This is a genomic window from Chloroflexota bacterium (assembly GCA_020161265.1).
GTDB lineage: Bacteria > Chloroflexota > Chloroflexia > Chloroflexales > Herpetosiphonaceae > Herpetosiphon.
On record JAIUOC010000007.1, the window covers coordinates 1 to 25,094 of the forward strand.

Below are 25,094 nucleotides of genomic sequence, written 5' to 3' on the forward strand. Positions count from 1 at the left end.
GGAATGTGCTGCGGACGCAGCACCCATCAGTTGGAAAGGTGCGATTTTGGCGATAAAAAATCCGCTGATGTCAGAAGAGCATCGGAGCGGAGCAATTCGTCAAATGTGTGATGTTGAGCAAACATCGATGCTGTCGGTCAACAGCCTGAGGATTCTACCACCGCTGCTCGTTCGTGTCAAATGAGCCGATGTGGGCGATTCGATTCAGGTTGGTGTGTCGTGACTGGCGAAACCCGTCATGCGTTGACAGCTCGGGGATTCTACCGCAGATTGTATCCCTTGTCAAATCACCCGAACCCGCTCCATCCAGAGCGAGGAACGAAACCGCGAAGGACGCGAAGGCCACGAAGATAGGTTGTTTCGCCACGAATTACACGAATTGCACTAATTCTTCTGCTGTGCCACAACGCTGATTCGTGCCCCCTGGCCGCTGACCCCTGAATCCTTGCCCTCCTCTTTCTGCCTTTATAATTGAATTGATGACATAGCTTGATCGAGAGATTGGGAGTACCTCAAATGTACCCAACCTATATGCAGGAATTAGCCAGTTTTATGGTCGAAGCAAACGTAGTCGAGACGGTTGCCGGGGTTGATGAGGTAGTCATAGCTGAACTTGAGCAAGCTCGTGGATATCGTTTGCCAGCCTGTTATCGTGCCTTTTTACAAACCTTTGGCAACACCAACACCCACCGTTGGTTTGATGGTGATTATGCCGCTATCGATCGGCTTGATGAGGCACACAGAACAGCCAGATATATGCAAGAAGATGGACTAATGCCTTGGTTAGCTGACCCATTGATTATCCCATTCACTCAACATCAAGGGTATGTTATCTATTATCTTCGGCGCGATCAAGGTGACGATCCTGTGGTTTTTTGTGCCAGCCTTGGCGACGAGCCTGCCCCAACCGAACCCAGTCAGCTTGCCCCAACATTCTCGATCTGGCTACGTGATAGTGCCTTTGATGCAATCGAATGTAGATTTTGGACTGAAGAATACCTGACGTATATTCGAAAACCTAATACGAATCTTGAGGAACGCAGTAGCCTTGTAGTTCAGCATATGCAGGAATATAGGCAGCTTTATGAGCATTTTAGTGCTCAACGCTATCAAACAGACATCCAAAAGCAATACTTAACAGGCCCTTGGGATTTTCTAAGCGCTTGGGTTAGTACATTTCGCCAAACCGATCTTTATCAACAGATGCAGCAATTACAACTTCCCCTACCTTTTCGTTGGGCGCAGTTTGAAGGGGAGCAATGATCAATGAAGCAGCGATTGAACAAAACGCTGTGGGGAATAGGGTTGCTGTTGGGAATGCTCACAGGTTGTGCATCCAACCAAATAGATCGTTTGGGTGAGGTGTTAGAACGATATCCTTGAATTGGGTTGCCCTGCTAAGGACTTAATCGCTAGTAAGGCAACCCAATTTATTATCACCAACTAGTCAACAATTAATCGTGCGCTCGCAGCGGAAAAACCGCCCGTAGCCTAGCATCGCTCAGGTACAAACCACCCCACAGCATGCCGCCAAGAATCAGTGGAAACACCAGCGAAAAGAGCGGGTCGCCCACGCGCACATGGCTGGCAATAGCGCCACCAAAGTAGCCTGTCAGCAGCACCGTTCCCAACACTGCTGTGCGCGGAATGATCGCCAAAACCGTACAAACCAGCAGCAAAATCCCCAAGCTCAAGGCAATTCCATCGGGGTAGCCGAGTGCCGCAAACGATTCGGCCACAGGCGCAGGATTAAACAGCTTGAAACCACCATCAAACAGCAGAAACGCCGCTGCCAAACCCCGCAAAATCCGGCTTGTCCACACGATTGGCTTTGATGGAGCGGTCATCACAGTTGCCATCAATGGTATCCTTTCGCTAGTATCTAGCTCAATCAACGGATTTTGGATTTAGGCCTTGATTGTTGATGCTTCGAGCAGTTCCAAGGCAGCACTTTCCAACATATCGAGTGCGCTTTGCATGCCCGCTTCCATACCCGAATTCACATGACCATCGCGATGCTCTTGACAGCTATGTTGAACTAGCAGGGTCAGGCTACAGCCACCATCACGTTCGCTAAAAGTTATCGTATTGAGTGCTTCACCATCGGGCATGGCCTCGTAGACTTCGGTACAAACAATCAATTCATTAGGAGCGAGCTGCTGATAAACTCCATGAAAAGCCACCTCAAAGCTCGTTTCAGTCACCGTTACCCAACGCCACATTCCACCAACCTGAAGATCAATATCGGCAATTGTGACCGTGCCATGACCAGCCGACCACCAACGTTTGACCAACTCAGGAGTCGTCCAAGCGCGATACACCAACTCTTTAGGCACATTAAAATCACGATTAATTTGAATTTGGGTATCGGTTGGTAACGTTACAACTGCCGAATGCTTATTTACCAAGGTTGCCATGGTTAATCCTCCTCATGATTCAGTTCTTCGAGTAATTCATCCAAAGCATCAAACCGCTCATTCCACATTTGTTCATAGCGGCGAATCCAATCGTGAATTGGTTTGAGGGCGCGACCATTCAAGCGATAGTAACGCTGCCGCCCATCATCACGCACCAGTACCAACCCAACTTCACGCAATACGTGAAGCCGTTTGGAAACCTGTGGCTGAGCCAGCCCAAGCTGCTCCACCAGCTCGTTGACTGCTAATTCGCCATGAACAAGTAGGTCAAGAATTTGCCGCCGACCAGGTTCTGCGATCGCATTGAAAACATCAGTTGTTGTTGCTGCACGTGCCATATATTTATTATATACCAATATGGGAATATATCAAGAACGAATTTGCTATTTTTAACGACGAATATCGATGAAGGAGCTAGGATTCGGGATTCAGGATTCAGTGAGCCAGTTTTAATTAAACCACAAAAAACTATGGGCTACCGAAACAGCTGGTGGTGGTTCAATAGCCCATAGTCGCTATGTTCTCCGCTCTGCGCCTCTGCGTTATTTACTCAGCGTCGAGTGCTTGCCATTCAACTTTGAGTTTTTCGCGGAAAGCAAATTGCTCAAAATGTTCGTTCATAATGTGTTGAATGGTGGCAACAGCCTCGCTGGTTTCGGCATCAATCACAAAAATCAACTGTTCAGCTTCGGCTTGCATGGCACATGTGCCCATTGCAAAATAGGCCATACCTTGCTGATCGTCGTATTCGACTTTGATTTTGTGGGCGTAGTGCTTGCATAATTTTTTGATGTAGCTCGAACCAAGCGCGGTTGGAATTGTTGCCTGTGATTGCATGAAATGCTCCTTATGTATTTTAGTTAATTGATCCACGAAGGACACGAAGAACACGAAGGCTGTTTTTAGCCACGAATTTCACTAATTATTCTGCTGTACCAAATGGCTGAATCTTGACCGCTAGACCCTGAATCCTGACTACTGACTCCTCGCCTAACTCTGCGCCTCTGCGTTAAGCCTAGCCCTTTTGATTTTTGCCTTCTGACTTTTGACTTTTCTGCACCCCAACAATAATCGGCGTACCGCTAATTGGGTCGGGGATTAATCGACAGTGCACACCATAGAGTTGATGAATTAATTCGGGGGTAACCACGGCGTTTGGCGCACCAGCAGCGATGATCGAGCCAGCACACATGGCGATCAGATGGTCGGCATAGCGACAAGCACTTGCCAAATCATGCACCACCATCACCACGGTTTTGCCTTCAGCCGACAATTGGCGAATCAGCTCAAATACCTCGATTTGATGCCCAAGATCAAGCGCAGCGGTCGGCTCATCGAGCAGCAGCAATGGCGTTGATTGAGCGAGAGCCATGGCGATCCAAGCGCGTTGGCGTTGACCACCCGAAAGCGTCGTCAAGGGTCGATCAGCCATCTCCATCAAATCAGCAGTCGCGATTGCAGTCACCACGGCATGTTGATCTTCTTTTGACCACTGACGCAACAGGCCAGTATGGGGATGCCGACCAAAACGCACCAAATCGGCCACAGTCATACCATCGGGAGCCACGCCATCTTGGGGCAGCAAGGCCAAAGCTTGGGCCATCTCACGCGGCGAAAGACGGGCAATATCCTGGCCATCGAGCAAAATTTGGCCTTGCTTGGCTGGATGCAATTTGGCTAAACCCGCCAGCAAGGTTGATTTACCACAGCCGTTTGGACCAATAATCGCCGTAACCTGGCCATGGGGAATCGAGGCATTCAGCTGATCAATAATCGTTGTGCGTTGATAGCCCAAGACCAAATTTTGGGTTTGCAACGCCGCTAGGGGAGAAACACTCATAATTGTTTGCCTCGCGGGGTTCGCAACAGGAACCATAATAAGTAAGGGCCGCCAACTAAGGCTGTTACAATGCCCACTGGAATTTCAGTTGGGCTGAACAAAGTGCGCCCAAGCAAATCAGCCAGCATGGTAAAGCATGCGCCAGCCAAGGCTGAAGGCACAATCGGCACAGTGCGCGGGCCAGCCAAGCGCCGACCCAACTCAGGTGCAGCCAAGCCAATCATGCCAACTGGCCCAGCAACCGCAACCGCAAGGCCGGTCAAGCTCCCCGCCAACAAAATCGTGAAGAAGCGCAAACGATTGACTCGCACCCCTAAACTTTGGGCAACTGCATCGGGCAAGCGCACCAAATTAAGGCGTTTACCCACGATCGCAGCCAGCGGTAGCAATATCACCACGCCCCAAGCCAGCAAGCTTACGGTAATTCCCGAACGATCGTTCAAGCTGCCAATTGTCCAAGGAAAAGCATCATTGGCAGCATCAATTGGGGCACGTGCTAGCATCAAATTAGTGGCAGCTCCACAGATTGCGCCCAAGCCCAGCCCTGTGATTAAGAAACGATAACCGCGGGTGCCAGCCCCACCACTCAAGGCAAAGGTTAAGGAAAGCATAGTAATTGCACCGATCAAGGCCATGCCTGAAGGCGCGAGGGTTGTACTAACTCCCACGACCGAGGCAACCGCAAAAGCCGTCGCAGCATTATCGATCCCAATCGTATCGGGGTTGGCCAGTCGATTGCGACTGAGCGTTTGCAACAAACAGCCAGCCATGCCCAAAGCAGCGCCAGCCATGCCACCTGCCAAAACGCGAGTCAGCCGTAAATCGCGCACAATAAAGATATTTTTGGTTTCGCCTTGATTAAACAAGGCTGCCAAGGCATCAAGTGGGGCGATTTTGACCGTACCACTGCCGAGGCTCAGGCCAACCAAAACTACCGTCGCAAGCAGCAAAAGCAAACTCGCCAGCCAAGCCCGTCGATCCAACAGCAGGCTCAAACGGCCAACGCGTAGCAACCATAAGCCAGTTGGTTGGACGGTAAATGGCTGGGCTAGGTTTAGCTCGTGAGCAACACTCGTGGTTGGGGTCAGCGAAAGTCGATCCATGCCATTCTCCTAGAGCGCTGGTAAGCGTTGGCTGCGCACAATCAGCACCAAAATTGGTGCACCAATTAATGCTGAAATCACACCCAGTGGGGTTTCGGTTGGTCGCGCAACAATCCGCGAAAGCACATCGGCCAACAGCACAAAACTTGGGCCAAGCAGCACCGCCAATATTAACGCTCGCCGAATATCTGGCCCCACCATCGCGCGGGCCGCAATCGGCACCACCAACCCGACAAAGCCAATTGGCCCAGCCATCGCCGTGGCCGAACCAACCAATAAGGCGACGCTAATCATCACGCCTGTTCGGACTAATTTGGGGCGTTGACCAAGCCCGCTGGCAACTTTTTCGCCCAGTGCCAAGGCCGCTAATGGCCGCGCTAGCAACAAGGCAACCGCCAAACCCAGCAATAATACGGGAATTGCGGAAGTGATGCTGCTCAAATTACGGCCAGCAATTGCGCCAATCGTCCAAAAACGCACCTCATCGGCGGTGCGTTGATCGGTCAGCAAAATTACTGAGGAAACCGCCGCCAGCATGCTGCTCAAGGCTGCGCCCGCCAGCACTAAGCGAATTGGATCATCGCCGAGGCCACTCATGCGGGCAACGCCGAGCGCGACGGTACAGCCAACCAACGCCCCAAAAATGGCAACGCCAACTTGTAAATTATTCAGGCTGGCTCCGAGCGCAATCGATACGACCACGGCAGTCGCCGAACCTGCGCTGACCCCCAACAAACCTGGCTCAGCCAAGGGATTACGGGCAGCCGCCTGCAATAATGCCCCAGCCGAGCCAAGCGCCACGCCGACCAAAACGCCAATAATCGTGCGTGGTACGCGCAAATCGAGCACCGTCAAACGGGCTTGATCATCACCAGAGCCTTGGAGCACAGCAAAGACTTGGGCCAAGCCAATTGCATTATCCGAGCCAACCCCAAGGCTCAATAAAATAACAATTGCCAGCAAGCCAAAGGCTGCCAGCACTCCAATGAGCATGCGTCGCGAGAGCAAAGTTGTAGCCATTATCGTTTTTCCCAATTTAAGTAGGGGTTCGGGAGAACATAGAACATAGCAACTATTTGGATCAACAGAATAATTAGGCTTACCCAAGTTAACCTATTGATCCAAATAGTTTTGTGTATTATCCCGATCCCCAACCTTCGTGTTCTTCGCGTGCTTCGCGGTTCCCGTTCTCCTGATCCTTAACTTTTGAGTTTAAGCTGCTGGAGATCACAGATCAAACCGATCCCCGACCCCCAACAACCAACCCCCAATAGCCTATTGTGCCGCAGGAACGCCAGCGATAATATCGCTCAAGATGGCATCGGCAGCCAATGGACCAAACGCGCTGCTCCAGAGTTGAGCGCTAACCGCCACAACTTGCTTGGATTTTTCAGCCTTCAATTGGCCAAACGCTGCTTGTTCGCGGGCGGTTGCCAAAGCGCCATCGCCTTCAGCATTGAACGTGGCCACAAACAACCAGTCGGTATCAACGGTTGCCAATTGTTCCAAGCTCAAAACATCGGTGTGTGGTGCATCAGTGCCCAAATCAATCGCCACTTGGGGCAAGCTCAAGCCCAATTCTTCGATCAAGACAACTGCTGGCAACAAGCGACCCATCACCAATGGGCCTTGGGGCATCCAGCGGATAACCGCGCCAGTCGTGCCTTCTTTGATTGCTAATTTGGTTTTGGCATCAGCAACTTTCGCATCGAATTCTTTCAACCATGCTTCGAGTTCGCTGGTTTTGCCCAAGGCTGCGGCATATTCGCCAGCGGCATCTTTCCAAGCGCCAATGCCGTTGGTTGGCACGATGGTTGGAGCAATTGCGCTCAATTTTTTGTAGGTTTCTTCGTCGATGCGGTTGTGGGTCAAAATCAAGTCGGGGGTAGCAGCAATTACTGCTTCGAAGTTGATTTCGCCAGGGTTACCAACAATCGCAATCCCAGGCACTTTATCGGCGATGTAGGGAGCAACGCCTTCGCTCAAACGTGAGCTAATGCCACCAACTGGGATAATACCCAAGGCCACGGCGGTATCCAATGCGCCTTCATCAAGCGTCACCAACCGAGCAGGAGTTGCTGGCACTTCGACCGTGCCATAGCGAGTTTCAATGCTGCGAGTGCCGCTAGCACTGGTTTCTGTAGTTGCTTCGGCGGTTGGCGCTTCGGTTGCTGCCGGAGCCTCGGTCGCAGCTGGGGCTTCGGTTGCTGCCGGAGCCGTAGTTGCCGCAGAAGCTTCGGTTGCCGCCGGGGCAGTGGTTGCGGTTGGAGCCGTGGTCGAGCCACAAGCAGCCAAGGTCACAAGCGCGAGTAAGGCCAATAACGAACGAAAACGAACTGAAAGGGATGTCATTGGTGTAATTCCTTTGTATGCTAAAAATTTTAGCGAATACCAATACTAGTCTGGCGTAAATCGGGCGCGGGCAATAAACCCGTTCGAATACACCGCTTAAGATAGCCAAAGAAGCGCTCGCGATCGATCACAGGCACGGCAATACCATGCGCTGCCAACGTTTGCAGCAAGCGTTTGTTTTCAATCGTACCAATTGTGCTGGGCAGTTCCCCGCCATCAGCCTGGCGCTCAAAGAAGGTCAGGGTTGCCTGACTCATCGCATCGTCGGCGTTACGCAACGCTTGATACCATTGCTCAACTCTGCACAATTGCACGCCATAGCCATAATCACCAACCCAGCCCAAAAGTTGGGCAAAGCTGATTGGCTCGCTGGGCGCAAGGTTATACACGCGCACCCCGCGATGATTACGGCTAAATTGCACGATTGTCTGTGCAGCAAAATCAACTGGATTCCAGATTTCCTCGACAGGCAGGCTGGGCAATAAGCCACGCGGCACACCTGCTTGGACAATCCGCCAGAATAAATCATCTTGATTGACAAAATTGCTTTGATTGGGGCCAACCACCCGCCCTAAACGATAGACGGCGACGGGCAAACCACGGGTAGCCGCTTGTTCGAGCAAGCGTTCGGCGACCCATTTGCTTTGGCTATAACCATCGCGTAGCCCAGCATGCGCCGCCACAAAATCTTCGGGCACGCGATGCATCACGCTTTGCGGTGGCGAAACTGCCAAGGTTGAAACGTAATGCACAGGTGTGCAACGTACCGCTGCCAAACGTAAAATTTCGCTGGTAGCGTTGACGTTGACCGCCCGCAAACTGCTATATTCACGAACCACACTGACCATCGCCGCATTGTGATAAATCAAATCGCAGCGTTCGATCAAGCTTTGCCATTGCTGACCGTCAAGCCCAAATTGGGGCTGAGCCAAATCACCCTGCCAAGCTTCAACCCGCTCGGCAAGCTGCTCGGTTGGCAATTCGTAGTGGTGCAAACTTGCTTGCAACCGCTCAAAGGCTGCTGCATTCGAGCCAGCTCGCACCACACAAATCACGTTGGTGGTGGTTGTATTGAGCAATTCGGCCAACAGATGCGCCCCGACAAAGCCAGTTGCCCCAGTCAATAGTACGGTTTGGATTGGCCGTGGCTGGGCATTGAGTTGTTTGGGCACAATCTGCTCAGACAAATTGGCATCGCTCAAAAATTGTGGCGCGGCCTCAGAAGTCTGCTCAAATTCAGGGTCGAGCGCTTGGCTCAAGCTCGCAATCGTGGGATAGCGGAAGATAAAGGCAGCGGTTACTTCGCGGCCCAAGGCCATACCCAAACGATTAGCAACCTGAATCGTTTGCAGCGATTGACCACCCAAGGCGAAGAAATCGGCTTCGTCGTTGAATTCAGTTTGGCCCAAAACTTCGGCCCAAACTTGGCGAATTAATGCTGGCGTATCGTTGGTCGCAGCATTCACCATCACTGGTGCTGGCGCTAAGGCCGCTACAGCCTTGCGATCGATCTTGCCTGCACTATTGCGCGGCAAACGTTCAACAATCGTGATCGCCGCCGGAATTACCGCCGCTGGCAGATGTTGGCTGGCGTGATTGCGCAATTCAGTCACGCTCAAATTGGCATCGCTGACAACAACCGCTGCAAACAAGCGCTTACTCGCATTGCCAAGCTGCTGACCAATCACTGCTACTTCGCGCACCGCCGTATGCCGCAAAAAGACCGATTCAATTTCGGCAGGCGTGACGCGCTGGCCGCTAATTTTGAATTCATCGTCGCTGCGACCTACAAACTGCAACTGACCATCAAGCAAACGCACCCGATCGCCAGTGCGATAGCCACGAGGCGCATTCAGCAATTGGCTAAGTTGACCAAAATTCAGCGCATCCAAATCGGGGCGTTGATAATAACCTGTTGCCAAGCCATTGCCCAGCAGATACAAATCGCCAACATCGCCTGCAAAAATTGGCTGCTGGTCGCTGCCCAAAATGGCTGCTTGCACCCCTACCAATGGCCGACCAATCGTAATTGGTTGATCGGGGTTACTCAATTCGGCCACGGTTGCCACCACGGTCGCCTCGGTTGGGCCATAGGTGTTGAATAAACGCACATTCGGCGCAACCACGTTCAACCAGCCACGAACCCGCTCTGGCAGAGCCGCCTCGCCACCAATAATTACCACCCGCAAGCATTCGGGCAACTGCACCGCGCCTTGAGCCACGCTATCGGCTAATTCATGCCAAAAGGCGGTTGGCAAATCGAGCACACTAATCGCATGCGCTTGGCAAGCCGCTACAAAGCGCTGTAACGATTCGAGCATGGCATCGTTGCGCAACACCAAGGTCGCACCTTGACAGAGCGTCATAAAAATTTCTTCAACGCTAGCATCAAAAGCCAATGGGGCAAATTGCAATACCCGATCAGCTGCGCCGATTGCGTAACGCTCAGCCGCTGCCTGCACAAAACCCGCCAAAGCCTGATGGCTAATCACCACACCTTTTGGCTCGCCAGTCGAGCCAGAGGTATACATGATGTAGGCTGGTTGGGCCAAATCGACTCGGGCCTCGAACCATGCATTGGCCTTGCTCAACTGCGCGACCAACAACAAATTGGGCAGATCAAAAGCTTGCTGCGCCAAAACTAGCACTGGTTGAGCTTGCGCCACAACACCCGCCAAGCGGCTTTGCGGCCATTGCGGGTCGAGTGGTAGATAGGCCGCACCACAACAAAGCGTCGCTAAGATCGCCACAATCGCCTCGCGGCTACGCGGCAAGGCCACCCCAACCACGCTGCCAGCAGCTACCCCACGCTGCACCAATTGGCCCGCCCAAGCATGGACGTGGCTCGCCAACTCGGCATAGCTCAGTTGCTCAGTGTCGGTAACCAAAGCCAAGGCGTGTGGCTGTTGTTTGGCATTCTCCAAAATTTGCTCGATCACGCTGGTCAGCGGCAAGCGCAACTCGCCACCATCAAGCACAAGCGGCGCTGGCAAAACCTGCTGCTCAGCCACAGGTATGCTTGGATTGTCCAGCCAATCATTTAATAGTTGTTGAATTGCTGCAAAATGATATTCAAGCGCGGCTTGGCTGTAGCAAGCCGGATTGGCCTCAAGCGTCAAATACAGTTGGTTGCCACGCAAAATCACGTTGAAGGCCAAATCCTCGACTGGGCCAGCAGTGAGCGTGGTACTCTGGGCTTGGCAATCACCGAAATTCAGCGGATGATCGAAGGGCATAATATTGACGACAGGCCCGAATAAACGCCGCCCAGCGCCAACAAAGCCCAAATCGCGGCGCAACTGCTCATAGCGATAACGGCCATGCTTGCGGAAGGCATTGCGTTCGGCTGCTACTACCGCAGTCAATTGGACTAAATCATGCTCGGTAGCAACCTTGAGGCAGAGCGGCACAATATTCATGGCCATACACGGCACACGCAACGCCACCGAACCCAAACGGCTCATCAAGGGCATACCCAAAACTACGCTCTCGCTGTTATTCCAGCGGGCGAGATAGGTCGCCACCACCGCCATCAAGGCATCGGGCCATGTGCTACGGCTGGGCTTGGCGATTGCTGTTAATCGCTCGATCAAGTCACTAGCTAAAGCAGTGCTCAAGCGCATGCTACGCGGCTGCGATAGGGCGGTTTGCTGAGTTAAACTCACCACTTGCGGATTATCAGCAAAGCGATTGACCCAAAATTCGCGATCAAGGCTGGCCTGAATTGAGGCTTGATAGGCGTGATCTTCAGCAATTACTGGGGCCAATTCGCCAAAGCTTGGGCTGAGCGAGGCCTTGGTTTGCAATGCTGAGTAGATTTCGGCGACACGCTTGGTGAGCAAAGCAAAACTATAGCCATCTAAGGCAATGTGATGCGCCCGCAAATACCACCACACCTGATCATCGGCAAGTTGCAAAATCGCCGTGTTGAACAGCGGGCCGGTTGCCAGATCGACCACATTGCCCAAATCGTGCTGCATCCAAGCCAAAGCTCGCGCTTCAGCATCAGGAAGATCGCGCAAATCATGCACGGTCAAGTTAATTGGCTGTGGTTCAACCAGCGCATACGGCTGATCATGCTCAAGCCCGAAACGCAAATGCAGGGTTGCGGCTTCAGCAAAGGCCTGCTCAATCGCAGCGGTCAAATTAGCAAGCTCAACTGCACCGCGCAGCGCCACATATTCGGCTGTGTTATACAGCGGACTACTCGGATCGAGCTGTTGACCCAGCCAAATGCCATGTTGTGCCGCCGATAGCGCCAGCTTAGCCATGAGTTTGCTCCAAATTTTGGGCGGCAAAACGGCGTTGCCACCATTCGGCTAAAGTTGGGGTTTCGGCCAATTCAGCAAAACCAACTTCACAGCCTGCTGCCCGCCAGCGCTCGGCCAAGGTCATCAAGCGCACTGAATCCAAGCCCCAATCGAGCAAATTATCATCAGCGCCGATGCTTTCAACATCATCAAGCAAATCGTGCAACTCGCTGCGTAATTGGTTGTAGCCCAATTCGCGTACCAATTGTTCGGTCGTGGTGACCACAGCACAACGGCCAGCGGCATAGTGCAAAGCCATGCGATGCTCGTCAAGCGTAAAATCGGCGACAGCATCGGCCACAAAAAATGGCTGAATATCTTGCATAAAGGCATCGCAGGCGGTCAACAAACAGCCGAGATGGGCATAAACTCCACACACAATTAATTGATCGCGGCCTGCTTCACGCAACAATTCGCGCAACGGCGTGCGTTGAAACGCGCTATAACGCCATTTGGTAATTACCTGATCGCCAGCCTGCGGTGCAAGCGGCGCGACAATCTCCGGTGGCGTGCCAGTGCTCAAGCCTTTGCCCCAAAATGTGCTCAACAAGCCGCGATCTTCGGGCGCTTGGTCGCCTGGTTGGGCCGAATAAAACACCGGAATGCCCAGGGCATGCGCGTGACCGCGCAAGCTGGCAATCGAACGCAACACGCTGCTAATTGGCTCCTCGCCAGCAGGAAAAGCATCGATAAAATAATTTTGCAAATCGTGAATCAACAACGCTGCCCGCTGTGGCTCAGCCGCCCAAGTGGCGCGGTTAGTTGGTAATTCAGTTGGAATTGCATAAGCCGCAATTGATGGTAAGGCCATAATCTATCCTTCTAGGCTGGCACACGACCAGCACTTAATTGCTCACGTAACAGCCGTTTGTTGATCTTGCCAACCCCAGTTTTGGGCAAACTCTCCACGATTTCGACCCGATCTGGCAATTTGTATTCGGCAAGCCCCCGGCTGCGCAAAAATTGCACCACCTCGCGGCGGTTGATAGTCACGCCGTTGCTGACAATCACCGCACAAGTGCGCTCGCCCAAAAATCGGTCGGGCAAGCCCACCAGCGCCACATCGTGAATCGCTGGGTGATTGAGCAGATGTTGCTCGATTTCTTCGGCAGCAACTTTTTCGCCACCACGATTGATTTGATCTTTGGCACGGCCTTCGACTGAAACATAGCCAGCGGCGTTCAAGCGGGCCAAATCGCCAGTACGATAAAAACCGTCGCTGGTAAAAGCGCGTTGATTATGTTCAGCAGCGCGATAATAGCCGCGAATCGTGTAGGGGCCACGGGTAATCAGGTGGCCAAGCTCACCCAGCGGCAAATCATTATCTTCATCATCGACAATTCGCACCTCATCTAAAGGCGAAATTGGGCGGCCTTGGGTATGGCAAATCAGCTCAGTCGGATCATCAAGCCGCGTGTAATTAACCAAGCCCTCAGCCATACCATAGACTTGTTGCAATTGGCAACCAAGCTCTGGATGCACGCGGCGAGCGGTATCAGCACCAAAGGGCGCACCACCAACCAAAATTTGCTTAAGGCTGGATAATTCGGCCTTGCGATTCGCCGCAGCATCGAGCCACAGCAATGCTAGCGGCGGAACCATACCAGTAATCGTTACGCCTTCGCGAGCAATCAAGGGAAAAGCCACATCGGGGCTAGGTTGCGGCGCAAGCACCACCGTGCCGCCCGCCACCAACGTTCCCAAGGTTCCAGGCGAACTCATCGGAAAGTTATGAGCCATCGGCAAGACGCACAAATAGACGCTGCTGGCATCCAACTCGCAGATTTCAGCACTAGCTCGCACCGAATACAAATAATCATCGTGGGTGCGGGCAATCAATTTGGGCACGCCCGTGCTGCCGCCCGAAAGCTGGAACAAAGCCACTTCGGCGGGGTCAAGCGTTGGAAATTCGCTTGGCTCGGCATCGACATCAGCCAAAGCAGTAAACGACCCAGCCTCGCCAACCACCAATACATGTTCCAAGGTTGGCGCAACCGCTTTGACCTCAGCTGCCAAATTGCGATAATCGAAACTGCCAATTTTATCGGCAATCACATAGGCCACCGCTTCGCTATGCTGGCAAAAATAGCCAATTTCAGCCAAACGATGGGCTGGCAACGCCATCAACGGAATTGCGCCAACCCGAAAGAGCGCAAAACAGACCACAAACCATTCGGCGCAATTGGGCAATTGCACCACCACCCGTTGTTTTGGTTGGATGCCAAGCTGTTGCAAGCCTGCTGCCAAGCGATCAACTCGTTGATCCAGCTCGCGGTAGCTCCAACGGCGTTCGCCACATACCACAGCGGTAGCCTCACCCGAGCGTTGCGCCCACTCGCGTAGCGCTTCGCCAAAGGTCTGATCAACCCAATAGCCAGCGTTGCGATAGCGTTCGGCAAACTCGGCGGGCCAAGCAGTTGTGCCCTCAAGGCCAAGCGTCAGCTCAGCCATTAGGCCACCTCGCCTTCGCTATCGATGCCCATCGCCAACAACATCGTGCGGAATTTTGCCCCAGTTTCGGCCAATTCAGCTTCAGGAGTTGAGCCAAGCACCACCCCAGCGCCAGCAAATAAACGCAACGATTGATCAACAACTTCGGCACAACGAATCGTGACAATCCATTCGCCATCGCCTTGGGCGTTGCACCAACCAACCATACCCGTGAAAAAGCCCCGATCAAACGGCTCGATTTCGCGGATGGCGGCACGGGCGACCTCGGTAGGCGTACCACAGACCGCCGGAGTTGGGTGCAAGGCCAATGCCAAGCCCAAAGACGAAGGTGCATCAGGATTTAATTCACCAACCAAGGTTGTCGAGAGATGCCACATCGTCGCGGTGGAAATGACGGTTGGTTGCGGCACTTCGAGGCTCAGACAGAATGGCGCTAAGGCCGCCGCAACCGCCTCGATCACAACCTTATGTTCATGCAAATCTTTGGGCGATTCGAGCAAGCCTGCTGCCCGCCGCGCATCTTCTTCAGGGTCACTGCTGCGGGGAATCGAGCCAGCTAAGGGATTGGCGATCACTTGGTTACCATTACGTGCCAGTAACAACTCAGGGCTAGCCCCAACCAAAGCACGGCGAGTTGGCAACGGCACAGCAAAGGTATAGCCAGTTTTGTTATTACGCGCCAAATTGGCCAAAATCAAATTCACATCAAGCGGTGCTTCAGCAGTCAATTGCAATGCGCGTGAGAGCACAACTTTTTGCAAATCGCCAGCCTGCATTTTGGCTAAGGCTTGCGCCACACCCTGTTTGTAGTGTTCGGGCGCTGGCATTGGTTCGATGCTGCAATGTGGCAAACGTTGATTATGCCAATAGGGTTGGGCTTCGGCGTGCAATGGGCCAGCCCAAACTACCCGCGAAGGTAGTGCCAAATAGGCCGCCGCATCAGGAGCAAAAGGCAATGCGCCCACCACCACCGGATTAACCTCACCACCACGTTCAGCCCGTTGCAGTGCCTCGTTGACTCGTTGCTCAAGCTCAGGTAAGGCGGTTTGGCTGATCAAATCAACATAGCTTAATTGCCCTAACAAGGTATGGTTGGGCGATGCAAAGAAAAAGGCCGATTCTGCTTGATAGTTGTCTAGCAATTGCCACGCCGATTCGCGTAGCCGTTCTTGTTCAAAACTGCTCATGATCGTCATCCTTAATTGCCTGCTACACAGCCTTGGCTTAGTTCAAACCCACTTCCCGCGCAACTGGCTGGGCGTATTGTTGATTGATTTTTTCCATCAAATCAGCAAAATGTTCGTGGTTCAACGATTGTGGGCCATCGGAGCTAGCATGATCAGGATCATGGTGGACTTCGATCATCAAGCCATCGCCACCAACCGCCAAGCCAGCCAAGGCCAAAGGCGCAACCAAGTACCATTTGCCAGTGCCATGGCTGGGATCAACGATCACAGGCAGATGGCTGCGATGTTTGGCCATGGCCACAGCATTCAAATCGAGCGTGTTGCGGGTAGCATTTTCAAAGGTGCGAATGCCACGCTCACACAAAATCACGTTGGGATTGCCGGTGGCTAACACATATTCGGCGGCCAATAGCCATTCTTCAATCGTGCCAGCTGGGCCACGTTTGACCATAACTGGGCGGCCAGTGCGACCAGCAGCTTCGAGCAAGGCAAAATTTTGCATATTGCGTGCGCCAATTTGAATCACATCGGTGTATTCAGCCACCAAATCTAAATCGGCGGTATTGAGCGCTTCGGTAATAATTGGCAAGCCAGTTTCGGCGCGAGCTTTAGCCAAAATCTTCAAGCCTGCTTCGCCCAAGCCACGGAAGGCATAGGGTGATGTGCGTGGTTTGAAAGCCCCGCCGCGCAGCATATGTGCTCCGGCTTCGGCCACTGCATAGGCCGTGTTGAGCAATTGGCTTTCTGATTCAACTGAGCATGGGCCAGCCATCACGACTGGTTGGCCGCCGCCAATTTTGACCGAGCCAAGATCCACAATTGTGGCTTGGTGGGCATCGGTACGAGCAGCAAGTCGATACGGCGCGGGCTTGGTCGATGCGTTTGCATTGCTCATGAGCGAGAAATCCTTGTATCTAAGCACCCAGCGTTGCGCCGCCATCAATGCGCAAATCGTGCATTGTAATGTGGCGAGCACGCTCGGAGAGTAAAAAAACAACAGCGTTGGCAATATCGGCAGGCTCGGCAATCCGCCCAAGCGGAATCCCCAAGCGAAATGTTTCCAATGAGCCAGCAATCACCCGTTGCGGGCCAGTTTCGTCGTGCCACAACGTGCGTTGCATGGCGGTGTCGGTCGAGCCAGGTGAAACGACATTACAGCGAATCTTATGTTGTGCTAATTCAAGGCCCAAGCACATGGTGAAGGCAGTTGCGGCAGCTTTCGAGGCAGCATAGGCCGCCATCTGCATGCGCGGTACGCCAGCGGCATTCGAGCCAACCGTCACGATGCTGCCAGCTTGGCGTGGAACCATGCGCCGAGCAACTGCCCGCGTTAGATTGAACACGCCCGTGGCATTCACATCGAGACTGGTTGCCCAATCCTCATCGCTCAACTCAACGACTGGAGCCATACGCAAAATACCAGCAACATTCACCAACAGGCCAATCGGCCCCGTCTGTTTTTCGATAGCATCAACCAACGTTTCAACCGCTTGGGCCTTACGCACATCGATTGTGTACGTGCTAAGCTGGCCTGCGCTGGTTTCTAAGCGTTGTTGCAACGCCTGCAAACCAGCCGATTGAACATCAAGCGCCACCACATGTGCACCATGGCGGCATAATTCTTGGGCAACTGCGGCCCCAATACCTTGAGCAGCACCTGTTACTAGGGCTACTTGGTTTTTCAGTTCGGGGTACTCTGAAAATTGCACAAACGCTCCCTAACCGATCAGGCTTTGCCTGCAGTTTGAATGGCAATAACTGATGCTGACAGTTGCTCGTTTTAGCTCAATTGTTCAGCTAAAAACTTGCAAAATCTATCACCAACAAGTTGATTATGTCATTAACACAATTTAGTCGGATATAACTGTTTTTATTCAAGGCGCAGTATACGCAACAGGCTCAGATTTGTCAAACGGGCGAGGGATCAGTAGCTAGAGGTCAGGGATCAGGATTGAGGGTTTAACCCAGAGGGTTGGCGAGCGATGGGCTGAAGGCTATGGGCTAGCGGAACATGGTTTGGTATTTTCAAGGATCTCTCAATCCAAAAGCCAATAGCCAACATTCATACAACTGGAGATAGAAAAACTTTGGATTTACAAAGCCTGAGGAGCAGGTTCATAATTATCGTTTTTGATAATGTTTATCAAACTCTTTAATAATTTCAGTACTATAAAATTTTTTATGAGTTCCCTTTTTAGTTATAGAATTGAGATATCGAATGCAGCAATAACGTTCACCATGTATTTCCTGATTCTCTAAACTCTTTCGTATATGATGATATCGTTTGTTAGCCTTAAAATCAATATATCTATTAGCAAGAATTTCTTTTAGACGATTAAAATCTATTGGGTATTGATTCTTAATTTTTTCATCTTCGTCAACATAAACCTTAACTGCTGTATCTTCTTTATTTGTAGTTATAGTAATATTTGATGTAGATGATTTTTTAAACTTAATCTCATATGCCAATGTAATATTATAATTTGATTCATCGCTGTAAGGATTATTTAATTCTTTTTGGTAAATAAAAGATATTAATCTTTGAAGTTCTTTTTCGCTGGGAAAAAGATGGCTTTGTATTTCTTCCAAGTGAAAAAAAGATAATGGCATTAGAAAGAAATTATAACTTGATAGATCTTCATCAAACCATTCAAGGATAATAGAAACAAAATTTTTAAGACTAGCTGTTCCTATTTCTAGGACTTTTTTGGATAAATCAGTATTTTTATTAGTAAAATGGATTGCATTATCTCTTAATTCTACTAATATTGTTATATTCTCCAAACAAGATTTATTAATCTTTCCTTGTGAGTTCAATATATTCATAGATTTTATAATGTCTATTGTCATAATATTACCGGAACGAGTCTGTTTTGGAGAACCATTGGAATCCAAAACTTGAATACTAGAAATCTGATTATTATTATCAGCCATTATTTTTGATTTTAATAACAACTCCCATGCATTAACTAATAATATTGCAAATGTTTCTTCTCTATATCTAAAATCCGGTTTATTGTATACCTCAATTGCTGATATAGCTGCAGCCAAAGATTTGGAAAGTAGAGCTTTAGCCCGTCCTCCAACCTTAGTCTTATGAGGGTCAAATCTTTCAATACAACGACACTGAATTCCAGCTTGGTTCTGATATTGAAATTCTGATGGAGTATTTGGATTAGATTTGAAGATAAAGCCTTTATCCCTAAGCGATCGTACTATACCAGCAGGTTGATCACTCACTCGTTTAAGTACAGATACAGGGCATTCTTGCTGATACGTAAGTATCAAAAATGCAAGTGTCTTTTTCGACTGCTTCGAAGGAAAATAACCTAATGTTAATAGCTCTGGTGAATATATGGTATCTTCAGGGAATCCAAATGAAATTAAGCATTGGCAAATCGATTCTCTGCGTTCATTAACAATACTATTAGTAGTCATTGGCCATCCTCATATATTTAAGGAGTAAGCATTAGTGGGCAAACAAGCCAAAATTATTTTATACATCATTATTAAATATAATTTCCCATACTAGATATGGGGATAAAGCATTGTTAGGATCAGTATAATTAGCCCGTCAAGCCCCACAAAGTTATAAAGAAGAATATAACCAATCACATTCAAACTCCAAGACGATTGTATGTTACGCTCAAGAACTTGGTGCAACCACTTGCGCATGGTTACGAGACAATTTTTTGCTCCTGCTAAACTCCTTGGGGATTACATCATTTAACTCAAGGATAACTCATGCAAATATTTCGCGCAGTTTTGTTATTTATTTTGGCGGGTTTGGCTGAAATTGCTGGCGGTTATTTGGTTTGGCAGTGGCTTCGCGCCGATCGCTCGATTTGGTTTGGGGTACTAGGGGCAATTTTGTTGGTTGGTTATGGGGTTTTACCAACGCTTCAACCACAAGTTTGGAGTTTTGGGCGAGTTTATGCAGCCTATGGCGGGGTGTTTATCGTGCTTTCGCTCGCTTGGGGCTGGCTGATCGATCATAATCCGCCGGATCAACCAAGCCTAATTGGAGCCTGTTTGGCCTTAGTTGGCGCAGCAATTATCTTGTATTGGCCACGCTAGCAATTAGGGATCGGTTGTTGGGGATCGGGGATTGGTATCAGAGGACAGGGCTTTAACCCAGAGGCGCGGAGAATTGTAGAGCTATTGACTGAAGGCTACGGGATAACGCAAGGAGAATTGGTGAAATTCGGGCAATTCGTGGCTAAAAAAGCAAGCTTCGCGCTCTTCGCGTCCTTCGTGGTTCCGGCTCTTCATATTCTTCGTGGATCATTCAGCACAATCCACGAAGAACTCAAAACCTACCGATCCCCGATCCCCAACAACCAACTACCATATCCTACCAGCGCTCGTGCACCAATGGTCGAATCAAACGATCATAAATCGCTTGGGCTTGGGCCATGGTTGCCGCATCGAGCGGGGCTAGCTCGGCAGCAGCAGCGTTGGCTCGCATTTGTTCAGGCGTTTTGGCCCCAGGAATCGCCGTCGTCACCGCATCGAACATCAAAATCCAGCGCAAGGCAAATTGAGCCATGCTGGCATCGATTGGCACTAAAGCGCGTAATTCCTCAACGGCTTGCAATCCCGTAGCATAATCGACCCCTGAGAAGGTTTCGCCCTGATCAAACGATTCACCATGGCGGTTATAGTTGCGATGATCGCTGGCTTCAAAAGTGGTTGCAGCGCTGATTTTGCCTGATAACAAGCCGCTGGCTAACGGAACCCGCGCCAGAATACCAACTCGCTTGGCTTTGGCTGCCGCAAAAAATTGCTCAATTGGTTTGTAGCGAAAAAGATTGAAGATAATTTGCACGCTTTGCACATTGGGATATTCAATCGCGGCCAAAGCCTCATCGACCCGCTCGACACTCACGCCGTAGTAACGCACCTTGCCAGCCCGCACCAAGTTATCGAGCACCTCGAAGACTTCGGGCATTGAATAAACGTCGGTTGGCGGGCAATGCAGTTGCAGCAAATCGAGGGCTTCGGTGTTTAAATTATGCAAACTACGCTCAACAAAGGCAGTTAGGTTTTCGCGATTATAACCAGCCGCTGTATGGGGATTCAAACGGCGACCAGCCTTGGTTGCAACGACGATCTCGCCTGGACGTTCACGCAATACTTGGGCAATCAGGCGCTCGGAGTGACCATCGCCATAGACATCAGCTGTATCAATAAAATTTACCCCAGCATCAATCGCTGTGTGAATTGTGGCCAACGAGGTAGCATCGTCGGTTTTGCCCCATGCATCGCCGCCAATCGCCCATGCCCCAAAGCCAATCGTCGAAATCTGCCAACCAGTTCGACCTAAATCACGATAATCCATGCAGGCTCCTCAGAAGTAATGATGAGCCATTTTAGCATGCTTAGAACAGAGAGCGAGATCAGGGGTTAGGCATCAGGGGCTAGTCGTCAGGGAACAGCATTTAATCCAAAGACGTAGCGAGAGTATGGCTTCTGGCCCTAGGCTATCAGAGATTGATTAAAAAACTAGTATCCCATAGCCTCATGTTGTAACGAGCTTGTAACATAGCCAGTCTATGCTTAGTCCATCAGTTCGGATATGAGGTGCGTTCGATGCAAACATTTTTTCAACAATTACGCCAGCCCAAACAAAGCTTGGCCCAACAGATTGATCAACCATTCCAGCAATGGCCTTATCGCGCTTGGTTATTACATAGCGGTTTAGCAGTTGGCGGCTCGTTGATCTTTGGTGGTTCGCTCAATCAAGCGCTCCCGCAATGGTCGCAACGTGGTGCTGCTTGGTGGCTGACCCTATCGTCTGGCGCTGGTTGGCTCGTCCTTGGTCCAGCTTTATTGCTCGCCAGCCGAGGCAACATTAATAGTTGTATTCAGGCATGTTTGGTGAGCATGAGCTATGGCGAGACGATTTTGTTAATCACTGCGCTGCTCAACTATGTGCTCAAAAACCAAGCCTATGCCCAGCAACGCAATTTGTTGTTAGTGTTGATTGCCAACCTGAGCATGGCCACGGCCCTCGCCGAACAACTCAGCGTCATCAAACTCGCCCGTTGGCAAACGTGGCTGTTATGGATGCTATTGCTCAACGGTACAGGCGCAGTCTGTTTTTATCGCTTGCGCCATCTTTTAGCCAAATGAGGTTAGTATGCCCATCCTGCATAATCCAATTACCATGCAAGGCCAGATCGATCGCTGCTGGCTTTTAACCTATCGCATGCCAATTGATCAATTTCAAGCGTTGCTGCCAGCCGAATTAACTGCCACTGAATATCAAGGTTTCGGTTTTTGGAATATTGTGATATGCCATGTTTCGCATATGCGTCCCTGGTTTGCGCCTCACCCCTTAGGGTTTAATTATTGGCATGTTGCTTATCGAATTTATGTCAATCTCAAAACTCCATATGGTATAGATCAAGGCTTGTATTTTGTGCGTAGCGATTGTGATCAGCCATTATTAGCGTGGGCTGGCAATTTGGTGACCAATTTTAATTTTCATCATACACCAGTTATTGTTAAAAGCTCGGTTGAGCAGACTAGTATTTCAATTAATAATTCAGTTGCCGCAGCAACTGTCCAGATCAACAACCAACAACCAGCCCAACTCACCAGCGATTCAATCTTTGATAGCCTTGAACAAGCTGCGGCGTATCTCAAATATCCGCCACGCGGAATCGCGATTAGTAAACCAGGCGAAGCCAATATTGTGCGGATCGAGCGCGATGAAGCAGCGTGGCAACATCAACTCCGCCATGTCGAGCACGCTGATTTTCAATGGCTCAAAGCATATTCGGTGCAGCCTGAAATTTGCTATGAAATTCAGCCAATTGCCTATCGCTGGTTGCGCGGCTATCGACGCAAGGTCTTGTTGAACCAGCACTGAGGTGAGCCATGCGCATTTTCCTGACTGGAGCAAGTGGTTTTATTGGGCGGCATGTAGCAGTAGAATTGAGCCAAGCAGGCCATCAATTAACCTGCTTGGTGCGCCACAAACCAACCATGCCAATCAACTCAGCCACGCAATATGTGGTAGCCGAATGGCTCAAACCTGCAACATGGCTCGATCAAATCGCCGAGCATGACATGGTGATTAATTGCGTCGGAATGTTGCGCGAAAGCCGCCAAGCCAGTTTTCAAGCAGTCCATACCAGTGTGCCAATCGCGCTATTCAAGGCGGCAGCACAATACGGGCTGCAAAAAATTATCCAAATTAGTGCCTTGGGAGCTAATGTTGCCGCACCACAAGCGTTTGTGCGCAGCAAAGCCTTGGCTGATCAAGCCCTGAGCCAGCAAAGCATCCCTTGGGTGGTGTTACGCCCAAGCTTTGTCTATGGGGCAGGCTGCTATTCGATGGAGTTATTTCGACGTTTAGCCCGCTTGCCCATCACCCCGATTTTGGGCGATGGCAGTTATCAAGTTCAACCAATTCAGATCGGCGATCTCGTTCGGGCAATCAGGCAAACTGTCGAAAATCCAACAATCGCCAATTGCCTAATTGAAGCTGGTGGCGGTGAGCAACTGAGTTTTCTTCACCTACTTGAGCGCTTGGCCGCCAGCCAAAATCGCCAACTACGCCCGTGGTTTGTGTCAAACTGGCTAGGGCAGTTGATCGCGCAAATTGGCACAACCACAGGCTTAGGGCCAATTAATCGGGCTGAATTAAGCCTCTTGCTACAAGGCAACACCTGCGATTTAAGCGATTTTCGGCAGTATTTTAGCTTTGAACCACGCCGATTTGAGCCAAACGCCTAAAACCAAAAGCCCATGGTCTAGCTAGTCCCATGGGCTTTTGATCTGATAGGTTGCTTAGGTTTTTACAGGATCAATTGAACACTTCCACACACCAAGCGGTCGGCTGACCACTTATTCCGTCAGATGAGAGCCGAACTATTGAACAGCTTTGTAGATGTTGATCCGACCGCAAGTCCAGCGCGTGCCAGTCCCGCTAATTTGGTCGGAGCTTGAGCAGATTTTGCTCTTGATTTGGCTGTTGGTCAAACCTTGTGATGACAACAAGCCAGCCAAACCGGCAACGTGAGGGGTAGCCATTGAGGTACCATTGATCGTGTTGTAGCCACTGTTAATCCAGGTTGAGTAGATGCTCGAACCAGGGGCGGCTACTTCGACCCATGTACCATAGTTTGAGAATGATGAGCGGGCATCGGTTGAAGTCGTTGATGCAACCGCAAAACAGTTGGTATAAGCAGCTGGGTAAGCGCTCGTGGTGCTTGAGGTGTTGCTGTTACCAGCGGCACAAGCCAAGAATACCCCACGGCCCCAAGCGTAGTTGACGGCATTTTGCAAGGCCGTTGAACCGCCGCCACCAAGACTCAAGTTGATGACTTTTGCGCCGTTGTTAGCAGCGTAGGTGATGCCATTGGCCACACCAGCCAAAGTACCGCTACCACTGTTATTCAACACGCGAACGCCCATCAAGCGACAGTTGGGGCAGGTTCCTGCGCCACCAGTGCTATTGTTGGTTTCAGCAGCAACCGTCCCAGCGACGTGCGTGCCGTGGCCATTTCCATCATTTGGCGTTGAGTCATTATCGATGTAGTCGTAGCCAGCGACAATTTTGGCATCCAAATCAGGGTGAGTGCTTTGAATCCCAGTGTCAACAACCGCAACGACAACGCTGCTGCTACCGCGCGTGATATCCCAACCAGTGTATGCCTGGGTTACACCCCATGCCCATTGTGAGCTACGACCTGGGTCGTTGGGAGTGTAAGTTGAAGTATAGATAAAGTTGGGTTCGGCATATTCGATATTGCCATCTTTGAGCAAGCTTTCAACCATGGCTTGGCGCATTGCCAAACTATCGTTGCTCTTCAAGCTCGCAAATTCGACGACTTCAGCGTCAAGCGCTTCGATTCGATCGATTTGCACTGCGCCCAACGCACTCAGGCTGTTGGCGCGGCTAGCTTTTGAGGTTGAATTCTTGAATTTGATGACAAATTGACCAGGAACAGCAGGGGCATTGAGGTCGAGACCAACGGCATCGCCAATATCGACGGGTTTTTCTACATCGCGTGACTGGGCGAACGATGAATTTGAGCCAGCAAACGCACTAACCGCCAAGATCAACATGCTCGAAACAAACAGACGCTTCAAAGTTGCCTCCTCAACATGTGGGTTGATTTTTTAACCAAAATCGTGCAGTACCAAACCAACAGCGGCTGTACCTACACCTTTACACATCGTTGTCATGAAGGATCGGTGAGGCCGATGATCCTGATGTTGCGTCCTCCTTTTACGCAGTCAGCAAACGAACCTAACAACACTATCAAGCTCCGTATCAGTGGATTAGTTATATATTAAAGGATCTTAACTGATTTGTCAAAAAAATTTAATAACCTTTATGCAGATATGTTAAAAAGCGCTTAAACGGGTTTAAGCATACTCCTAGAGCAGGATGGGACTATTGAGGCTAGACACAAATG

General features: G+C 50.6%; 23 protein-coding genes. 6 read left to right on the top strand and 17 right to left on the bottom strand.

Annotation, left to right across the window (positions count from 1 at the left end; translation table 11 throughout):
• Window positions 1-184 (top strand): hypothetical protein (locus LCH85_16210; GenBank protein MCA0353536.1); only part of this gene is annotated, 184 nt, incomplete at its 5' end.
• Window positions 185-516: 332 nt separating this feature from the next.
• Window positions 517-1,263, top strand: coding sequence for an SMI1/KNR4 family protein (locus tag LCH85_16215; protein MCA0353537.1), 747 nt, complete (start codon window positions 517-519; stop codon window positions 1,261-1,263).
• A gap of 191 nt (window positions 1,264-1,454) precedes the next feature.
• Here the strand turns inward: LCH85_16215 and LCH85_16220 are convergent, their stop codons facing one another.
• The 15 genes from LCH85_16220 to LCH85_16290 all read right to left on the bottom strand — a co-directional run bounded on the left by LCH85_16220 (window position 1,455) and on the right by LCH85_16290 (window position 19,098).
• The gene (locus tag LCH85_16220) at window positions 1,455-1,859 is read right to left on the bottom strand and encodes a DoxX family protein (protein ID MCA0353538.1); all 405 of its coding nucleotides are present in this window, start codon (window positions 1,857-1,859) and stop codon (window positions 1,455-1,457) included.
• A 48-nt stretch (window positions 1,860-1,907) separates the two neighbouring features.
• Window positions 1,908-2,417, bottom strand: coding sequence for an SRPBCC family protein (locus LCH85_16225; protein ID MCA0353539.1), 510 nt, complete (start codon window positions 2,415-2,417; stop codon window positions 1,908-1,910).
• A gap of 2 nt (window positions 2,418-2,419) precedes the next feature.
• Window positions 2,420-2,755 carry a metalloregulator ArsR/SmtB family transcription factor gene (locus LCH85_16230; GenBank protein ID MCA0353540.1) on the bottom strand — a complete coding sequence of 112 codons (336 nt, stop codon included), beginning with the start codon at window positions 2,753-2,755 and terminating at the stop codon, window positions 2,420-2,422.
• Window positions 2,756-2,963: 208 nt separating this feature from the next.
• Window positions 2,964-3,254, bottom strand: coding sequence for a DUF2218 domain-containing protein (locus LCH85_16235; GenBank protein MCA0353541.1), 291 nt, complete (start codon window positions 3,252-3,254; stop codon window positions 2,964-2,966).
• A gap of 178 nt (window positions 3,255-3,432) precedes the next feature.
• On the bottom strand, window positions 3,433-4,257 hold the full coding sequence (locus tag LCH85_16240) for an ABC transporter ATP-binding protein (protein MCA0353542.1): 825 nt from the start codon (window positions 4,255-4,257) through the stop codon (window positions 3,433-3,435).
• Window positions 4,254-5,360, bottom strand: coding sequence for an iron ABC transporter permease (locus tag LCH85_16245; GenBank protein MCA0353543.1), 1,107 nt, complete (start codon window positions 5,358-5,360; stop codon window positions 4,254-4,256). Before LCH85_16245 ends, LCH85_16240 begins: the two co-directional genes overlap by 4 nt.
• A 9-nt stretch (window positions 5,361-5,369) precedes the next feature.
• Window positions 5,370-6,380, bottom strand: a complete 1,011-nt coding sequence (locus tag LCH85_16250; GenBank protein ID MCA0353544.1) for an iron ABC transporter permease — start codon at window positions 6,378-6,380, stop codon at window positions 5,370-5,372.
• Window positions 6,381-6,635: 255 nt separating this feature from the next.
• A complete protein-coding gene (locus tag LCH85_16255; protein MCA0353545.1) occupies window positions 6,636-7,712 on the bottom strand; it encodes an iron-siderophore ABC transporter substrate-binding protein in 1,077 nt (358 codons plus the stop codon).
• A gap of 29 nt (window positions 7,713-7,741) precedes the next feature.
• Window positions 7,742-11,983, bottom strand: a complete 4,242-nt coding sequence (locus LCH85_16260) for an amino acid adenylation domain-containing protein (GenBank protein ID MCA0353546.1) — start codon at window positions 11,981-11,983, stop codon at window positions 7,742-7,744.
• Window positions 11,976-12,833 carry an isochorismatase family protein gene (locus tag LCH85_16265; GenBank protein ID MCA0353547.1) on the bottom strand — a complete coding sequence of 286 codons (858 nt, stop codon included), beginning with the start codon at window positions 12,831-12,833 and terminating at the stop codon, window positions 11,976-11,978. The genes LCH85_16260 and LCH85_16265 overlap by 8 nt, the downstream gene beginning before the upstream one ends.
• A gap of 11 nt (window positions 12,834-12,844) precedes the next feature.
• A complete protein-coding gene (locus LCH85_16270; GenBank protein ID MCA0353548.1) occupies window positions 12,845-14,473 on the bottom strand; it encodes a (2,3-dihydroxybenzoyl)adenylate synthase in 1,629 nt (542 codons plus the stop codon).
• Window positions 14,473-15,660, bottom strand: coding sequence for an isochorismate synthase DhbC (gene dhbC, locus LCH85_16275; protein MCA0353549.1), 1,188 nt, complete (start codon window positions 15,658-15,660; stop codon window positions 14,473-14,475). Before dhbC ends, LCH85_16270 begins: the two co-directional genes overlap by 1 nt.
• A 37-nt stretch (window positions 15,661-15,697) precedes the next feature.
• Window positions 15,698-16,555: a 3-deoxy-7-phosphoheptulonate synthase gene (aroF, locus tag LCH85_16280; protein ID MCA0353550.1), complete on the bottom strand. Its 858-nt coding sequence runs from the start codon at window positions 16,553-16,555 to the stop codon at window positions 15,698-15,700.
• Window positions 16,556-16,574: 19 nt separating this feature from the next.
• Window positions 16,575-17,369, bottom strand: coding sequence for a 2,3-dihydro-2,3-dihydroxybenzoate dehydrogenase (locus tag LCH85_16285; GenBank protein ID MCA0353551.1), 795 nt, complete (start codon window positions 17,367-17,369; stop codon window positions 16,575-16,577).
• Window positions 17,370-17,781: 412 nt separating this feature from the next.
• Window positions 17,782-19,098: a DUF3644 domain-containing protein gene (locus LCH85_16290; GenBank protein ID MCA0353552.1), complete on the bottom strand. Its 1,317-nt coding sequence runs from the start codon at window positions 19,096-19,098 to the stop codon at window positions 17,782-17,784.
• 306 nt (window positions 19,099-19,404) lie between these two features.
• On the opposite strand from LCH85_16290, the gene LCH85_16295 reads away from it, so the two are divergent.
• On the top strand, window positions 19,405-19,737 hold the full coding sequence (locus tag LCH85_16295; GenBank protein ID MCA0353553.1) for a YnfA family protein: 333 nt from the start codon (window positions 19,405-19,407) through the stop codon (window positions 19,735-19,737).
• 277 nt (window positions 19,738-20,014) lie between these two features.
• Here the strand turns inward: LCH85_16295 and LCH85_16300 are convergent, their stop codons facing one another.
• Window positions 20,015-21,001, bottom strand: a complete 987-nt coding sequence (locus LCH85_16300) for an aldo/keto reductase (GenBank protein MCA0353554.1) — start codon at window positions 20,999-21,001, stop codon at window positions 20,015-20,017.
• A gap of 251 nt (window positions 21,002-21,252) precedes the next feature.
• Here LCH85_16300 and LCH85_16305 point away from each other — a divergent pair, with 251 nt between their 5' ends.
• From LCH85_16305 to LCH85_16315, 3 genes are read left to right on the top strand one after another with little or no spacing between them, the layout of a single operon-like run.
• Complete coding sequence (locus tag LCH85_16305) at window positions 21,253-21,795, top strand: hypothetical protein (GenBank protein ID MCA0353555.1); 543 nt, start codon at window positions 21,253-21,255, stop codon at window positions 21,793-21,795.
• 7 nt (window positions 21,796-21,802) lie between these two features.
• Window positions 21,803-22,537 carry a DUF2071 domain-containing protein gene (locus LCH85_16310; protein MCA0353556.1) on the top strand — a complete coding sequence of 245 codons (735 nt, stop codon included), beginning with the start codon at window positions 21,803-21,805 and terminating at the stop codon, window positions 22,535-22,537.
• An 8-nt stretch (window positions 22,538-22,545) separates the two neighbouring features.
• A complete protein-coding gene (locus LCH85_16315; protein MCA0353557.1) occupies window positions 22,546-23,406 on the top strand; it encodes an NAD(P)H-binding protein in 861 nt (286 codons plus the stop codon).
• A 135-nt stretch (window positions 23,407-23,541) separates the two neighbouring features.
• Here LCH85_16315 and LCH85_16320 read toward each other — a convergent pair whose 3' ends face one another.
• The gene (locus LCH85_16320) at window positions 23,542-24,765 is read right to left on the bottom strand and encodes a S8 family peptidase (GenBank protein ID MCA0353558.1); all 1,224 of its coding nucleotides are present in this window, start codon (window positions 24,763-24,765) and stop codon (window positions 23,542-23,544) included.
• Between the last annotated feature and the right edge of the window lie 329 nt (window positions 24,766-25,094).

Excerpts from the sequence above, each read along its gene's own strand:
- LCH85_16235 (MCA0353541.1), bottom strand. The coding sequence starts at position 3,254 with ATGCAATCACAGGCAACAATTCCAACCGCGCTTGGTTCGAGCTACATC.
- LCH85_16230 (MCA0353540.1), bottom strand. The coding sequence starts at position 2,755 with ATGGCACGTGCAGCAACAACAACTGATGTTTTCAATGCGATCGCAGAA.
- LCH85_16295 (MCA0353553.1), top strand. The coding sequence starts at position 19,405 with ATGCAAATATTTCGCGCAGTTTTGTTATTTATTTTGGCGGGTTTGGCT.
- LCH85_16240 (MCA0353542.1), bottom strand. The coding sequence starts at position 4,257 with ATGAGTGTTTCTCCCCTAGCGGCGTTGCAAACCCAAAATTTGGTCTTG.
- dhbC (MCA0353549.1), bottom strand. The coding sequence starts at position 15,660 with ATGAGCAGTTTTGAACAAGAACGGCTACGCGAATCGGCGTGGCAATTG.
- LCH85_16255 (MCA0353545.1), bottom strand. The coding sequence starts at position 7,712 with ATGACATCCCTTTCAGTTCGTTTTCGTTCGTTATTGGCCTTACTCGCG.
- LCH85_16315 (MCA0353557.1), top strand. The coding sequence starts at position 22,546 with ATGCGCATTTTCCTGACTGGAGCAAGTGGTTTTATTGGGCGGCATGTA.
- LCH85_16260 (MCA0353546.1), bottom strand. The coding sequence starts at position 11,983 with ATGGCTAAGCTGGCGCTATCGGCGGCACAACATGGCATTTGGCTGGGT.
- LCH85_16245 (MCA0353543.1), bottom strand. The coding sequence starts at position 5,360 with ATGGATCGACTTTCGCTGACCCCAACCACGAGTGTTGCTCACGAGCTA.
- LCH85_16270 (MCA0353548.1), bottom strand. The coding sequence starts at position 14,473 with ATGGCTGAGCTGACGCTTGGCCTTGAGGGCACAACTGCTTGGCCCGCC.
- LCH85_16215 (MCA0353537.1), top strand. The coding sequence starts at position 517 with ATGTACCCAACCTATATGCAGGAATTAGCCAGTTTTATGGTCGAAGCA.
- LCH85_16225 (MCA0353539.1), bottom strand. The coding sequence starts at position 2,417 with ATGGCAACCTTGGTAAATAAGCATTCGGCAGTTGTAACGTTACCAACC.
- aroF (MCA0353550.1), bottom strand. The coding sequence starts at position 16,555 with ATGAGCAATGCAAACGCATCGACCAAGCCCGCGCCGTATCGACTTGCT.
- LCH85_16305 (MCA0353555.1), top strand. The coding sequence starts at position 21,253 with ATGCAAACATTTTTTCAACAATTACGCCAGCCCAAACAAAGCTTGGCC.
- LCH85_16310 (MCA0353556.1), top strand. The coding sequence starts at position 21,803 with ATGCCCATCCTGCATAATCCAATTACCATGCAAGGCCAGATCGATCGC.
- LCH85_16300 (MCA0353554.1), bottom strand. The coding sequence starts at position 21,001 with ATGGATTATCGTGATTTAGGTCGAACTGGTTGGCAGATTTCGACGATT.
- LCH85_16265 (MCA0353547.1), bottom strand. The coding sequence starts at position 12,833 with ATGGCCTTACCATCAATTGCGGCTTATGCAATTCCAACTGAATTACCA.
- LCH85_16290 (MCA0353552.1), bottom strand. The coding sequence starts at position 19,098 with ATGACTACTAATAGTATTGTTAATGAACGCAGAGAATCGATTTGCCAA.
- LCH85_16250 (MCA0353544.1), bottom strand. The coding sequence starts at position 6,380 with ATGGCTACAACTTTGCTCTCGCGACGCATGCTCATTGGAGTGCTGGCA.
- LCH85_16220 (MCA0353538.1), bottom strand. The coding sequence starts at position 1,859 with ATGGCAACTGTGATGACCGCTCCATCAAAGCCAATCGTGTGGACAAGC.